Here is a 13,929-nt window from a genome sequence, read left to right as displayed (position 1 = left end):
CGCGACTCCAACAAACTAATAAGATCGCTCACAGGCCCGACCTCTCTGGCGGCGGAGGTGGCTTGGGGTAATGAAGTGTTTCATGAGGCTTTTCACCGTTCGCTGGAATATCGATTCGAGGGCCAGAGCCTGCATTTCCTGGCCGATAGATTACTCCGTTCTCACCAACTTGCGCCCCCTCTGGCAATCGTGAACCCTCAGGCGCTGGACCAAACCTCCCGCCGGTCAAGATACCGAAGTCCTTCAGTCCATCCCCCACCCCATCCTTGTCCGGGGCCAGAGGCCCGTTATTGACACGTCCTCCCTGCTGCCTGCTTCCCTTGTCTTCAGTTCCTACCAATCCTCCAGGCAGCGCAGGAGCATCACCTTTAGGTGATTGAGACTGCTGCATAACTGGCAGGATCGTATCAACTGCGTTCCGAAGCAGCCGCCCTCCGTACACCGTCCCAACGTATACATAGTCTACGGCGCACGTAAATCCGCTTGTGCATTCGATTGCGCACGATCTCTCACCACATGTGGCGGACCGCCCATCCGGGTCCGTGAACTTGTAGGGATTCCCGTTCGCACACCGATACCGGTTGAACTGCCCAACCGGCTGCTCATACGCCGTCACCGGATCCACCGACAGGAACACCCCCAACTGCGGGTCCATGTACCGCTGCTGCATGTAACTTAGCCCTGTGGCCGAGTCACTCACATGCCCGGTATACCCCGCTTCGTGATCGACATGGCCACCATCAAGGCCTGACCGCCGCGGTTATGGAACGAAAAACCCCGGCACTGCCGGGATTCTTTCATGGTGCACCGTCGGCTGACAGGGTCAGCCCAGCGAAATCAACCGATACTTCCGGCGCAATGCGGAATGCATTTCATGAAGACGTCAGCGGGCTGTTGCTCAGCCTGCTCCGCCAGCGCCTGCAGAAAGTCCGCATAGGATCCTACGGCGGGCAGATCCCTGTAGTCCGATCCAGCCCAGAACACGAACCCGATGTTCATCTCGAACGCACGCTTCACCAGCCGGGCGATACGCGAGCCTTCCACATCCGAGTTGGATCTGATGCGCAGGTAGACGTCGTTGATCAGATCACTGGCATCCCCAGCAACTGCGGCGCAACTGACTACCTGTTCTGCCCCAGGGAAGTAGAGGTCGGCAACCCCAGCCAGGAAGCCACTGTTCCGCGCTGACGCCATTTCAGCACGCCATGTTCCCTCTGCGGCAGGATTCTGCTCGAACAGGATGAACTGACTCATGGACCACCTCGATCCTGTCGATTTTCTCTATGCCTCAGCGAGCCATCTTTCAATCCGGCATCCCCCCTTCCTCATCGATTCCGCGAGAGGTGTATCGATCCGTTTACCACTACTGGGATCGGGACCATGCGCATGTGCGCGCGGATCGCCCGCATGAGGGTGTGAACTGTGGACTTGCACCCACTCCGGGTTTCGAGGATTTGGCGCCGACGTTGGAACCAGATCCATATCTTTACCCGGCGGGAGAATCACTCCGTCATTTGTGGCAGTCCAGACCTTCCTTCCGTCTGCCGCAGCACTGGCTCCCTGTTCGCCACGGCGTGCGGCATCCATTGCTTTGTCTGCAATCCTGACCGCTTTGATACTAGCTCCCGCGCCACCAGGCACAAAAGGAACTGCGGCCGCGACAGTGTCAATCGCGACACCAACGGAGTCGACTACCCCAGCACCAATATTCCCTTGACTGAAGTTCGAGTACGCACTCGACGCGCCCATGGCGATGTTTGCCACATCCCAAACCGTCTCGACAATTCGACCGTCCGGGTCTTTGAACTTATAGGGATTTCCGTTGGCGTATCGATAGCGGTTGAACTGGTTAACCGGACCGTCATGCGCAGTTACAGGATCCACGGACAAGAACATACCAAGCTCAGGATCCAGGTACCGCTGCTGCATGTAACTCAGTCCGGTCGCCGAGTCACTCACATGCCCGGTATACCCTGGTCCGTCCGTGACCTGACCGCCTACCACGGCACCGTAAGGCTCGTAGTCATAGCGCTTGATCACTTTGCCGTTGGCATCGCTCTCGGCCACAACCGAGCCCAAGGCATCCGTGTGGATGTAAGTGACCGTCGTCTGGGCGATTGCGGCTGGCGACACGCCAAGGCCAACGAGCAGCGCGCAGCACAGCCAGGCGCCCAATGCCCCCAGCTTCCGAACTCGTTCAATCCTCCTGAAGCGGGTCGACACACCGCCTGCAGTTCCCCCGAGCCTGCGCATCCTTCCAATCCCTGAAAGAGCCTTGAAGCAAGGCTGGGTATTCATAGCACAGGAATGACCGGCTGCGGTTGCCAGGCCAGGAACTGTGCGAGGAGCTAAGCGCCTGGGAAGCCGGAGGGGCGAGCTGCCCCCGAGATTCGGAAATCGCGACCTGCCAGCCATGGGCTGGCACTCCTGGGGTTGCCGGCCAGCGGCCGGCACTACCAGAGCACAAAAAAGCCCCGACCAAGGCCGGGGCTTTTCATTACAACTGGTGCCGGAAACAGGAGTCGAACCTGCGACCTACGCATTACGAACCCAGCCGAGTGAACCTTGATAGCCCCACGCTCCTGGCAACTGATCAGGCAAGCCCAACTCTGGCCGAGTGGACCGGCATGGACCGTTGCCACCGGTACGCTGTACGAGGCTCTCTGGGCAAGCGACCAAGAGACTGTCCCGGGGTCTACAAGGCCGGGGCTTTTCATTACAACTGGTGCCGGAAACAGGAGTCGAACCTGCGACCTACGCATTACGATCGACCTCTCCCAACCAGTCAATTGCGCCGTGCGACCATGTCGACCAAGCGTCATGGTGATGGGCGGAACTTCGTGACCTTATGGCGAAGGCAGTCGGTTAATCCGCCGATGGCCATACGGACACAGGACTGGTCGACCATAAAGCTGAAACTGGTTGTCATCACCAGACCGGAGAAGTAGCTAAAGGTAAACACAGCCTTATTCGTGGATCGAACAAAGCGCGGATCATCTCCCAAGCCGACTTCAAGCACCTGCCCACCTCCATCTGCAGGCTGGAGCGCGCGCGAGAATGATCCACCGTCATCCAGCCAGTCTATAAAAGACTGCCTAAGCCCTTCCAATGCGTCTCGCGCCACGATGACTTGCGGAAGCACAACGCGAAAATCCTCAGTTGCCTCCCGCCCCCCCTCTGGCGCTCGATTCCAGTACTCGCCAACCAGCGTGAAGCGACAGACCATTTCGCGACCTGTGCTCTCCACAACTTCACACTCGAGATTCTCCATTCCTCGATTTGAGGGCAGCGACCATCTACGATCAGTCATCGAGACCTCCCTGTTGGATTTCCCTTGGGTCGGCGATAATGCTCCTCGTTTCTATTGACATTTCTTTCTCCGGTATCGTGTGGAGTCCTTCCCCTGCTCGCATGCCCTCCTTGATCACTTCCGGGCCCACGGTCAGGAATCACCGAGTCGGGATCGCTACTTGAAGCGCCTTCATTTCTTCTCGTTTCAGACTGACGCCCACTTGTACTCTCAGGTGAATATGGATCACTCGGGATGAATGGCGATGGCGATCGTCCCGATTCGCCCCTGCTTCCAGGAATAGGCTGCCCATCTCGCCCCCCGCCGCACTGTATCCCGACCTGCGGGGCGTTCAGTGGGCCTCGAAGTTGGCCTTCCACTTGGCCCGCTCTCGCGATTCCCCCCGTGAGCCCGGCCACACCTAGCGGTACCCGGACCCGTAGGGCGCTCCGTCGGCCGCGAAGTCTACCTTTCGCCCGGGGCCGGCCTCCCGTTCCCCACCAGCTGCGTCATCATTTCGCTGAATCTTCCCATACGAGCCAGAAGCCGGAACAGGGAAGATGCAGGGCAAAGGAAACGTAGTCGCCCGAGCCTGCTACCGGGGAACCGATGCCGGGTAATTACTCAAATTGTTCACCCCATCAATCCTGCCGAGCAGAACCACTTGCGCGCTCAATGACATGCTCGAGATCCCGCACCACGCCATCTGCAAGACGAAAATCCGACGCATTTTTCGATTCTCGACCTTCAACCCCATAGACAGCAAATCGCCCAACCGAACCTCCATCATATGTGGTGACATAGGAGGTCAATCCATCGAAGCCAATTCCCAAACGCGGCCCGTCCGCAAGAGCCCTGGATCTGGACAGCAAGCCGTCCATGTTCTCCGACGCCGGGAGGCTTATTACCGCTTCTTCGCCCCCTGCCCCTCCACGTAGCGCAGTCCACGCCTTCCCATTTCTGCAGAGCAGCGCAAAGTCGTACCTTGACGAGTTCACCTCTACACTCTGAAGTGCAATCCAAGCATCACAGCCGCTTTCAGAGGCCGTATTCGCGCTGTTGCGATAGCGATGTGATTGGAGCGCGGCTGCAAGATATGCGTGAAACACCCCTGCTCGCGGATCTTCTGCACTTGATGGAGCATTACGATAATAGGAAAGATCGTCCAATGGAGACCATCTAGCCGCCCCCCCAGCAAAGGACATTGCAGATACAATCGCAATAAGACCTGCGACTACATACCTAACGCTCTTTGGGGGCCGGGACAGACTCACGGTAGTAGCTTGGCCGCTCATTAAATCCGTTCTCCTTCCTGATGCTGTTTTCAATCTTCATTGAGTGTTCTTCTGACCCAGGAGTCGTGCCCCACACGCCTGCGCCCATATCACTACTTTGGATACCCTGATCAATCGCATCAGCATGACCCATTTCATGCCCGAGCTTGACAAAACCAGGCACCTCCACCGGCCCATTTGGGCCTGCTTCATAAATCTTCTGCGCCGGATCGATTAATATTGTAGACCCGGTGCCCCCTCCAGCCGTCCCGTCGGCGCGCAGCCCGGCCTCCTTATGATCCGATGGAATCGTCTTCGCAGGATCACCCAATCGGGCAGGTGCATATCCGATGCCATGTATGTTGGGCGATTTCTCTAGGCGATCAATGAGGGCGCGCCCCTCTGGCTTGGACCCAATTGTTTTAAGGTCCGCCCTGACACCCTCGACGTCCCCAAATGGAACGATGTCGCGCCCATCCGGATCCGTGAATCTGTACGGATTCCCGTTTGCATATCGATAGCGATTGAACTGCCCCACAGGCTGCTCATAGGCCGTCACAGGATCCACTGACAGAAACACACCCAACTGCGGATCCATGTACCGCTGCTGCATGTAGCTCAGCCCGGTGGCCGAGTCACTCACATGCCCGGTATACCCTGGTCCGTCCGTGACCTGACCACCGACCACAGCACCGTAAGGCTCTTAGTCATAGCGCTTGATCACGTTGCCGTTGGCATCGCTCTCAGCCACAACCGAGCCCAAGGCATCCGTGTGGATATAAGTGACCGTCGTCTGGGCGATTGCGCCTGGCGACACGCCAAGGCCAACGAGCAGCACGCAGCACAGCCAGGCGCCCAATGCCCCCAGCTTCCGAACTCGATCTTCAAATCCTCTGAAGCGGGTCGACACACCGCCTGCAGTTCCCCCGAACCTGCGCATCCTTCCAATCCCTGAAAGAGCCTTGAAGCAAGGCTGGGTATTCATAGCACAGGAATGGCCGGGTGCGGTTTCCAGATCGGGAACAGGGCGCGGCGCTAAGCGCCTAGGAAGCCGGCGGGCGAGTAGGCTGCGAGATTCGGAAAGTGGGGGCTGCCAGCCATGGGCTGGCACTACTGGAGCTGCCGGCCAGCGGCCGGCACTACCGGAGCACAAAAAAAGCCCCGACCAAGGCCGGGGCTTTTCATTACAACTGGTGCCGGAAACAGGAGTCGAACCTGCGACCTACGCTGCCACGACCATCACTCAATGACGATCGATGAAACCACCTTTGATTGCAGGTGAATTCTTGCCAAGCTCATTATTGAAGCACTCCTGTATCTCACGAAGGGAGGCGTGGGCATCAGCACCGTACCCGGTTTCCAGCGCATTCGCCAGATGCCGTGCAACATCTGCCAAAATTCTTCCCCAGGCTCTCTCCTCAGGCACTTCAAACTGCTCCCGATACATTCCAACCTTCATGGAACAATGCAGCCCTTTTGCTGCAATCCAGACACGCAGCATCTCTACTGCATTCTCATCCTCGAAAGCTGCATCCGGAATGGGGCGTTCATTGATCACTTAGACACTACCTCTCTGGTGGCCTGATATCTCGCTCCTCCCATCGAGAGGGAGCTACCTCATTTCGCTTGTTATCCAAATTTTCTTTGCCACCTCGATCATTTATAGCCTGCTGCTCTTGGTTCTGACGACCCGTCCTGTCACCTTTGGAATAGCTTCCAATTCTCTCAGCGCCACTTCGATCCCTTCCGTCGGAAGTATCGCGCTGCCTCCGCCCCATGTCATCCGTTGATCCGATGTAATCTTTGCCGGACTGGGTCTTGGATCCGTCTACGCAATAGATGCAGCCTTCGGAACTATCTGCATCACCAGGCTGTGCAAACGTGCCAGCATCGCCCGTTGAATCTGCAGCTTCATTTCTTTGGAAAAGCCTTTTTATGCCTCGATCTATCGCTTGCCCTGCCTGCTGACGTTGCTCAGGCGTCGTACCCAGATAGTAGACCGTCGCAACTACAAGCGGACCGATTACAACCGGTACAAGGATGGTCGGGTTGCGTCCATCCGGATCTGTGAATTTGTACGGATTCCCGTTCGCATACCGATACCGATTGAACTGCCCCACAGGCTGCTCATACGCCGTGACCGGATCCACCGACAGGAACACACCCAACTGCGGATCCATGTACCGCTGCTGCATGTAACTCAGTCCGGTCGCCGAGTCACTCACATGCCCGGTGTACCCCGGGCCATCCGTGACCTGACCACCGACCACAGCACCGTAAGGCTCGTAGTCATAGCGCTTGATCACGTTGCCGTTGGCATCGCTCTCAGCCACAACCGAGCCCAAGGCATCCGTGTGGATATAAGTGACCGTCGTCTGGGCGATTGCGCCTGGCGACACGCCAAGGCCAACGAGCAGCACGCAGCACAGCCAGGCGCCCAATGCCCCCAGCTTCCGAACTCGATCCTCAAATCCTCTGAAGCGGGTCGACACACCGCCTGCAGTTCCCCCGAACCTGCGCATCCTTCCAATCCCTGAAAGAGCCTTGAAGCAAGGCTGGGTATTCATAGCACAGGAATGGCCGGGTGCGGTTTCCAGATCGGGAACAGGGCGCGGCGCTAAGCGCCTGGGAAGCCGGGCTGGCCGCGAGATTCGGAAATTAGGGGCTGCCAGCCATGGGCTGGCACTACTGGGGCCGGCATTCCGCCGGGCATGGCCCGGCGCTACCAAAGCACAAAAAGCCCCGACCAAGGCCGGGGCTTTTCATTGCAACTGGTGCCGGAAACAGGAGTCGAACCTGCGACCTACGCATTACGAACCCAGCCTAGTGACCCCAACTGGAGCACAAATCGACTCGCAACTGATCGGATGAATCCGACTCCGGCCGAGCGGACCGGCATGGACCGTCGCCATAGGAACGGCACACCGAGCTCGCCTGGCAAGTGTCCATCGGGCCGTTCCGGGGTCTAACCGAGACTGTCCCGACTGGCGGTAAGCGCCAAGTAAGCCTCGGCTTGCAGACAGCTCCATCCCGCCAGCCCCAGACGCGGATGAGGATGCGGACACTCCTTATCTAAGCGGTCACTCCATCGCTGAAGCCCATACCGACTAACCTATGGCTTATGGCTGCCGGGTCTCTAGGGAAGCCTGGGCGATTCATACAGATGCCGCTGGAAGTCCACAAAAACCCGTCGCACCAGCTCTGGCTCGCCAAGATCTGCAAAGGCGTCATTTAGCGCCCTGTACCGAAGCCGCAGCAGCGGTGACAATTTCTCCGCGTCAAGCTCGTCCACGCCCTGCTTGACATACTGCGCGAGCACGAAATCGATGAAAGCTTGCTGTTTATCAGTGAACCGGCCCACTCCAGCGAGGCGCGCCGTTTCCGCCCGCGCCTCGCGTGTGAGCGGATCGCGCGCGTAGGCCACATAGGCCAACACGTCAAAGAGATCGCTCTTATCGGCCTCGATGGCCTTCTGCATCTCGGCCAGCGGCTCCTTGCCGAATCCCCGCTCGGCAAGGTCGGCCAGCAGCTTTTTGCGGGTCTCGGGCGCGCTCCAGATCCGGCGCAGCTCGTCCTCGTCGTTGAAGAAATCCGGTAGGGTGCCGAATAGAGCTTCGAGGAACTGCGCGGCCGACATCGGCCGCCCGTCAGCGCTCCAGAATGTCGTTGCCGACATGCTTTGAATGGTTCGAGCCTTGCCATCAGCCAGCTTAACTTTGAGCTTCTGCTGCGGCGGCTCTGGATCACCCATCGGCAGTGACCCCGGGGTGCGCTCCGGCTCTCGCGGCGGGCGGGGCCGCCTTGGCGATTCCGGCTCCTGCGGCTCGCCGTCCCACTCCGGGTCGCTGAAATGGTGGTGCGCCTTTACGAAGTCATAGATCGTAAAGTGGTTTTTGCCATCATATAGGCGTGTGCCGCGGCCGATGATCTGCTTAAATTCGATCATCGAATTGATGGGCCGCATCAATACGATGTTGCGCACGTTGCGCGCATCCACGCCGGTCGAGAGCTTCTGTGAGGTCGTCAGGATCGTCGGGACCGTCTTCTCGTTGTCTTGGAAGTCGCGTAGCGCCTGCTCGCCCCGCGCACCGTCGGCGGCCGTCACGCGCACGCAGTAATCAGGGTCTTTGCTCGCCTTCACTTGGTTGATCAGATCGCGCACCATCAGCGCGTGCGGCTGGGTGGCGCAGAAGACGATGGTCTTCTCGCTCTGCTCGATCATCCCCATGAACAGCTTGACACGGTACTCCTCGCGCTCGGGGATGATGATCGCGCGGTTGAAGTCACCTTCGACGTAGCGCTTGCCGGGCACGACCTCGCCCTCGACCACGGCGTCGTCGGGGGCATAGGTGTAGTCGTCGATCGTAGTGGCGATCTGCTTGACCTTAAAGGGGGTCAAGTAGCCATCGTTAATGCCGTCCTTCAGCGAGTAGGTGTAGACCGGCTCACCGAAGTAAGCATAGGTATCCGTGTTGCCCCGCCGCTTGGGCGTGGCCGTGAGGCCGAGCTGCACAGCCGGCGCAAAGTAGCTCAGGATCGCGTGCCACTGACCTTCGTCGTTGGCCCCGCCACGGTGGCACTCGTCGATGACGATGAAGTCGAAGAAGTCCGGCGGATATTCGCCGAAGTAGGGCGAAGGCTGCCCATCCTTGGGCGCGCCGCTCATGAAGGTCTGGAAGATCGTGAAGAAGACGCTGCCATTCTTGGGCACTCGGCCCTTCTTCTTGATCTCGTCGGGTGCGATGCGCACGAGGGCATCGTCCGGGAAGGCCGAGAAGGCGTTGTAAGCCTGGTCGGCGAGGATGTTCCTATCAGCCAATATCAGGATGCGCGGCCGCCGCGAGGATTCGCCCTGCCCTTTCCAGTCTGCGATGTTCCAGCGACTCTGGTACAGCTTCCAGGCGATCTGGAAGGCAATCGCCGTCTTGCCGGTTCCGGTGGCCAGGGTCAGCAGGATGCGCTCGCGACCCTCAGCGATGGCTTCGAGCACCCGCCGGACCGCGATCTCCTGGTAGTACCGACTCTCCCAGGCGCCCCCCTTATCCTCGAAGGGCACGGCGGCGAAGCGGTCGCGCCAAGTGTTGGATTCCGCAAAGGTCTGGGCCCAGAGTTCGTCGGGGCTCGGGTAGGCGGCGACATCTCCCTCCTCACCCGTGGCCATGTCCACGCCGTAGATGGCTTGGCCATTAGTGGCGTAGGTGAAGCGCACCGCCAGCTTCCGGGCGTACTGCTTGGCCTGCGCCAAGCCCTCGGTGGCTGGCTTGTCCCAGGCCTTGGCCTCGATGACCGCGAGCTTAGTGTTTCGGTAGATAAGCACGTAGTCGGCAATTTCAGCCTTGCCGCGCTGGCCCTTCCCCTGCAGTCGGCCAGGTGCGATGACCTCCCGGCGGATCCGGCTGCATTCCACCACTCCCCAACCGGCCGCCTTGAGGGCAGGGTCAATGTGTTCAGCGCGGGTTTCAGCTTCGTTCATGGGACCGCTTCCAGTTGCTGGTCAGTTGACTTGCCTGTCAGGAGCCCGGAGAAGGCTTGGTGTAGCAGGGACCTTTTGAGCTCATCTAGGGCGATGAGTTTTAGACTGCACAGCTCCTCAAACTCCTGGACCCTAGAAGACAGGTTGTCTAGCAGGCTGACGACACGCGCTTGAGTGTCGAGATCTGGAAACGGAAACCGCTCGTCCTCAAACGTCGCCAGATTGATGTTGTCTTGGGCGCTGCCCTTGCCTTTAGCTTTAAGACGGGCTTTGACCGTCTGCAGCATGTACTCAAGATACTTACTACTTGTCTGCCTCTCATCCACGACGACACCAATGATGCTGTCGGGGAAGCATGCATCGAAGTTCAAAACGCCGGTTTCCGCGATGTTGGCCGCGATAGTGATGCACAGCGTGCCTTTCGGCCAAAGCTTGCTTTGAGTCAGCCCCACTTCACTGTAGCTCTGCGTGTACTCGGTGATCAGGTGCTCGGCACCTCGCACGTCACCGGTCTGAATGAACGGGTATGGCCCTCCGTATAGTTTCGGATCGTTACGGGGACGATGCTTGGACTTGCCACGACCGAAGTCTAGCGCGACCTCCCGCAACGACTTTTTGGGCCAAGCTGCTACATCATGACTGAGTAGCGCATACAGCTTACTCTCAAAAACCTCCCGCGCGTTCAGAAGGCTTTTCTCGGTGTTGACCTTGGCCGTGGCAATGGCCTCGAAGGCCCCGTCGAGGATGGCGACGATACGGCGCTGCTCGGAAAGGGCTGGGTAGCTAACCAGATGCTCTTTCAGAAGGCGGTAGTGCCTCGCATAACCAAGTGAATCCAGTTTCGCGGTGTGGAGTTGGTAGTAGAAGTACCGAGGATGTAGAAACGGCTTGGGCTTTAGAACCTTGACGCCATCAGCGCCAAGAACGAAGTCAAAGTCGATGAATTTGAGTGTCCGCGTGTGATCACCGAATACCACGACTGGATGATCTAATCGGAACAGGTCCGCTGCGTTGTTCCAGAAGCCGTTCACGAGCCCATCTTCCTGCGAGACGATCGGGTACGTGCCATCGGCCAAAAATTCCTTGCGCTGAACCTTCGTCGTATAGACAACAGGCTCAAGGCACTCTTCGAAAGGCTTGAAATGCCAGCACTCCATCACGCCACCAAAGCCCGTATCTTGGCCAGAGCCTCGGCACTCTCGGTATCGAGCGCAACGATCTCGTCGAGGATATCCTGCGGAGTGCGCAGCGTGATCACTTCCCCACCATTTGGGTTCTTGACCGACAGGTCGTAGGTTGTGGTGTCGATGCTGGCTGCGTCCAGCATCCAGCTCTTCGGCGAGTCGGCAAAGGTTTTCTGCAGCTCGACGAACTCCACCAAGTCGGCGTCGTTCAGCGCCGTGGTCTTGCCTAGGCTGCGACCCGGGTCGAGCTGGTAGTACCAGACGCCCTGGGTCTTGGCGCCTTTTTCGAAGAACAGCACGATGGTCTTCACGCCAGCGCCTAGGAAGGTGCCGCCGGGGCAGTCGAGCACCGTGTGCAGGTTGCAGCTCTCCAGCAGCAGCCTGCGAATGCTGATCGAGGCGTTGTCGGCGTTCGACAGGAAAGTATTCTTGATGACGATCGCAGCCCGCCCCCCAGCTTTCAGCATCTTGATGAAATGCTGCAGAAAGAGGAAAGCGGTTTCGCCGGTCTTGATGGGGAAGTTCTGCTGGACCTCCTTGCGCTCCTTACCCCCGAAGGGAGGGTTGGCCAAGATGATGTCGAAGCGATCCTTGTCTTGGATGTCGGCGATATTTTCCGCCAGCGTGTTGGCGTGGATGACGTTTGGGGCTTCGATGCCGTGCAGGATCATATTCATGATCGCGATCACGTACGCTAAGCTCTTCTTCTCCTTGCCGTAAAATGTGCTCGTCTGCAGGGTGCTGAGATCGGCCGTGGTCAGGCACGCCTGGTTAGAGAGGTACTCAAAAGCTTCGCACAAGAAGCCGGCCGAGCCGCAGGCGCCGTCGTAGATGCGCTCACCGATCCGGGGCTTGATCACCTTGATCATGGCCCGGATGAGCGGACGGGGCGTGTAGTACTCGCCACCGTTGCGGCCGGCGTTGCCCATGTTCTTGATCTTGACTTCGTAGAGGTGCGAGAGCTCGTGCTTCTCAGCCTGGGCGCCGAAGCGCAGCTCGTCGACGTGCTCGATCACGTCGCGAAGGCTGTAGCCGCTCTGGATCTTGTTCTTGATCTCGCCGAAGACCTCACCGATCTTGTACTCGATGGTGTTGGGGCCGCTTGCACGCTGTTTGAAGCCAGCGAGATACGGGAAGAGCTCGGCATTAACGAACTCACATAGATCGTCGCCGGTGAGCGCCACGTCGTGATCAAGCTTGCCGTCGACGCCCTTGGGCGCCGCCCAACTTTCCCAGCGGTAGGCCTGTTCGATGATGTAGCGGTAAGGCTTGCCTTCAAGCGCGGCTTCGCTCGCCTTGTCGGCTTCGAGTGCATCGAGGTACTTCAGGAACAATAGCCAAGAGGACTGCTCGGTGTAATCGAGCTCACTCGTGCAGCCAGCGTCCTTATGCAGGATGTCGTCGATGTTCTTGAAAGTCTGTTCAAACATGGCAAATCTGTACCGGGATCAATATTACAGGGTTCAATGTCTTCCAACTCCAAGATGCCAGGCAATGTCACCGTCGGATAGGCGATTCAATGGAGTTCTTCCACCAAATGCGGCAAGTCTACTCGCAGACGCCACAGGAGGAGTTGTTGGGATTCATGCCACCCGAGTCTGGCCTCATTCGTGAAGAGCTTTCGCCTTGGACCAACCCTAGTTAGCAGCGCTTTATGCAGAGCACATACCCAATACTTCCGTCCTGCGAGCCCGTCCGCAGCCTATTTCTCCCAACTTGCGGTGGATGCGTAAGCCCCAACAAGTTAGCTCGCCTCATACCTGGTCGCACTGAGATTCACAGACTCACTTGGACCGAGCTGCCCGCATGCGAAATTGAAGCCGGTCAACCACCAACCTTTTGAGACGCCAGCGGTGCTAGGTCACTACATCAATCACAACTTAAGCGCCTCCTATGCCCCAACCTGCTAGAAGGAAGCCACCGTCGGACCCTGCGCGTTCTGATAGCGGCCATTGTAGGGGACAATTGAGTTACTGCTACACCGAAAGACAAACATCTGCGCAACTTCGCTACCACTCGGAATGCTAACAGCAAATTTCGCAAGATTCGACAATTCCAGAGTTATCTTTCCTTTATACCCTGGCTCCACCTGCCCGTCGTTCGCGGTGGCAGTGACGAATAGACGCGCTAGACTCCCCTTAGTTTGCACGAGACCGAAATAGCCAGGGGGCATGAAGTACTCATGCTGCGAGCAAGCAAGACAATTCTGACCTGGCAGCAGCATTAGGGAATCATGAATCTGCTCTTCCGGAAAGAAAAAGTCATCGGGATTATACCTAGAGCCATAACGCACCGGGGAAGACTCCAAGGCGTCATCCCGCATTCGCCTAACCGTCCTGTCGAGCAATATCTTCAAGGAAAACTCCTCAACAAGACTGCCCGGACAAACATCAAAGGACTTAGCAATACCTTTTAGGTTTTCAGACACAACCAGCATCACTTATCCTTGATGTTTATAATTTCGGACGGATTAACATTTCGCCCATCATCCTGGACGGGAGACTTATCGCGCAAGCTCGAAAAGAATGCGCCAGACGCAGAACTAAACAATATAGTAATCGTTTGCTTATACACAACTCCTGGCCCACAGGCCGGACCCCTAACCCGTATCCCGGCTCCCCGTTGAAAAAAAAAACAAAGACCTCTGATACCGTCTTCAGCTTCAGTAAACAAAAAAAAAAAAAAAAAACTGGGAAAGAGGGGACAAAA

Annotated in this window: 13 protein-coding genes; all 13 read right to left on the bottom strand. The window is 57.8% G+C overall.

Annotation, left to right across the window (positions count from 1 at the left end):
* Positions 1 to 28: 28 nt before the first annotated feature.
* Positions 29 to 670, bottom strand: coding sequence for an RHS repeat-associated core domain-containing protein (locus EKL94_RS22825; protein WP_440087448.1), 642 nt, complete (start codon positions 668 to 670; stop codon positions 29 to 31).
* Between the two features lie 167 nt (positions 671 to 837).
* Positions 838 to 1,254: a hypothetical protein gene (locus EKL94_RS22820; RefSeq protein WP_126928300.1), complete on the bottom strand. Its 417-nt coding sequence runs from the start codon at positions 1,252 to 1,254 to the stop codon at positions 838 to 840.
* 27 nt (positions 1,255 to 1,281) lie between these two features.
* Positions 1,282 to 2,223: an RHS repeat domain-containing protein gene (locus EKL94_RS22815; protein WP_260473384.1), complete on the bottom strand. Its 942-nt coding sequence runs from the start codon at positions 2,221 to 2,223 to the stop codon at positions 1,282 to 1,284.
* 595 nt (positions 2,224 to 2,818) lie between these two features.
* Complete coding sequence (locus EKL94_RS05400; protein WP_126928299.1) at positions 2,819 to 3,310, bottom strand: hypothetical protein; 492 nt, start codon at positions 3,308 to 3,310, stop codon at positions 2,819 to 2,821.
* Positions 3,311 to 3,930: 620 nt separating this feature from the next.
* Positions 3,931 to 4,458, bottom strand: coding sequence for a hypothetical protein (locus EKL94_RS22315; RefSeq protein WP_148105797.1), 528 nt, complete (start codon positions 4,456 to 4,458; stop codon positions 3,931 to 3,933).
* A gap of 73 nt (positions 4,459 to 4,531) precedes the next feature.
* The gene (locus tag EKL94_RS22635) at positions 4,532 to 5,251 is read right to left on the bottom strand and encodes an RHS repeat-associated core domain-containing protein (RefSeq protein ID WP_260473383.1); all 720 of its coding nucleotides are present in this window, start codon (positions 5,249 to 5,251) and stop codon (positions 4,532 to 4,534) included.
* 15 nt (positions 5,252 to 5,266) lie between these two features.
* A complete protein-coding gene (locus EKL94_RS22630; RefSeq protein WP_260473382.1) occupies positions 5,267 to 5,473 on the bottom strand; it encodes a hypothetical protein in 207 nt (68 codons plus the stop codon).
* 333 nt (positions 5,474 to 5,806) lie between these two features.
* The gene (locus EKL94_RS05385) at positions 5,807 to 6,121 is read right to left on the bottom strand and encodes a DUF5076 domain-containing protein (RefSeq protein ID WP_227417111.1); all 315 of its coding nucleotides are present in this window, start codon (positions 6,119 to 6,121) and stop codon (positions 5,807 to 5,809) included.
* A 7-nt stretch (positions 6,122 to 6,128) separates the two neighbouring features.
* Positions 6,129 to 7,055, bottom strand: coding sequence for an RHS repeat-associated core domain-containing protein (locus EKL94_RS22625; RefSeq protein ID WP_312023654.1), 927 nt, complete (start codon positions 7,053 to 7,055; stop codon positions 6,129 to 6,131).
* A 644-nt stretch (positions 7,056 to 7,699) separates the two neighbouring features.
* Positions 7,700 to 10,036: an EcoAI/FtnUII family type I restriction enzme subunit R gene (gene hsdR / locus EKL94_RS05375; protein ID WP_126928297.1), complete on the bottom strand. Its 2,337-nt coding sequence runs from the start codon at positions 10,034 to 10,036 to the stop codon at positions 7,700 to 7,702.
* Positions 10,033 to 11,193, bottom strand: a complete 1,161-nt coding sequence (locus EKL94_RS05370; RefSeq protein ID WP_126928296.1) for a restriction endonuclease subunit S — start codon at positions 11,191 to 11,193, stop codon at positions 10,033 to 10,035. The genes hsdR and EKL94_RS05370 overlap by 4 nt, the downstream gene beginning before the upstream one ends.
* Positions 11,193 to 12,650 (bottom strand): class I SAM-dependent DNA methyltransferase, encoded by a 1,458-nt coding sequence (locus EKL94_RS05365; RefSeq protein ID WP_126928295.1) that lies wholly within the window; start codon positions 12,648 to 12,650, stop codon positions 11,193 to 11,195. The genes EKL94_RS05370 and EKL94_RS05365 overlap by 1 nt, the downstream gene beginning before the upstream one ends.
* Before the next feature lie 476 nt (positions 12,651 to 13,126).
* A complete protein-coding gene (locus tag EKL94_RS05360) occupies positions 13,127 to 13,657 on the bottom strand; it encodes a dCTP deaminase (RefSeq protein WP_126928294.1) in 531 nt (176 codons plus the stop codon).
* Positions 13,658 to 13,929: the final 272 nt, after the last annotated feature.

Origin of the sequence: Stenotrophomonas maltophilia (genome assembly GCF_003970865.1) — a bacterium.
GTDB lineage: Bacteria > Pseudomonadota > Gammaproteobacteria > Xanthomonadales > Xanthomonadaceae > Stenotrophomonas > Stenotrophomonas maltophilia_AR.
This window is presented reverse-complemented; position numbering and strand designations above follow the sequence as displayed.

Excerpts from the sequence above, each read along its gene's own strand:
- EKL94_RS22825 (WP_440087448.1), bottom strand. The coding sequence starts at position 670 with ATGCAGCAGCGGTACATGGACCCGCAGTTGGGGGTGTTCCTGTCGGTG.
- EKL94_RS22820 (WP_126928300.1), bottom strand. The coding sequence starts at position 1,254 with ATGAGTCAGTTCATCCTGTTCGAGCAGAATCCTGCCGCAGAGGGAACA.
- EKL94_RS05400 (WP_126928299.1), bottom strand. The coding sequence starts at position 3,310 with ATGACTGATCGTAGATGGTCGCTGCCCTCAAATCGAGGAATGGAGAAT.
- hsdR (WP_126928297.1), bottom strand. The coding sequence starts at position 10,036 with ATGAACGAAGCTGAAACCCGCGCTGAACACATTGACCCTGCCCTCAAG.
- EKL94_RS05370 (WP_126928296.1), bottom strand. The coding sequence starts at position 11,193 with ATGGAGTGCTGGCATTTCAAGCCTTTCGAAGAGTGCCTTGAGCCTGTT.
- EKL94_RS05365 (WP_126928295.1), bottom strand. The coding sequence starts at position 12,650 with ATGTTTGAACAGACTTTCAAGAACATCGACGACATCCTGCATAAGGAC.
- EKL94_RS05360 (WP_126928294.1), bottom strand. The coding sequence starts at position 13,657 with ATGCTGGTTGTGTCTGAAAACCTAAAAGGTATTGCTAAGTCCTTTGAT.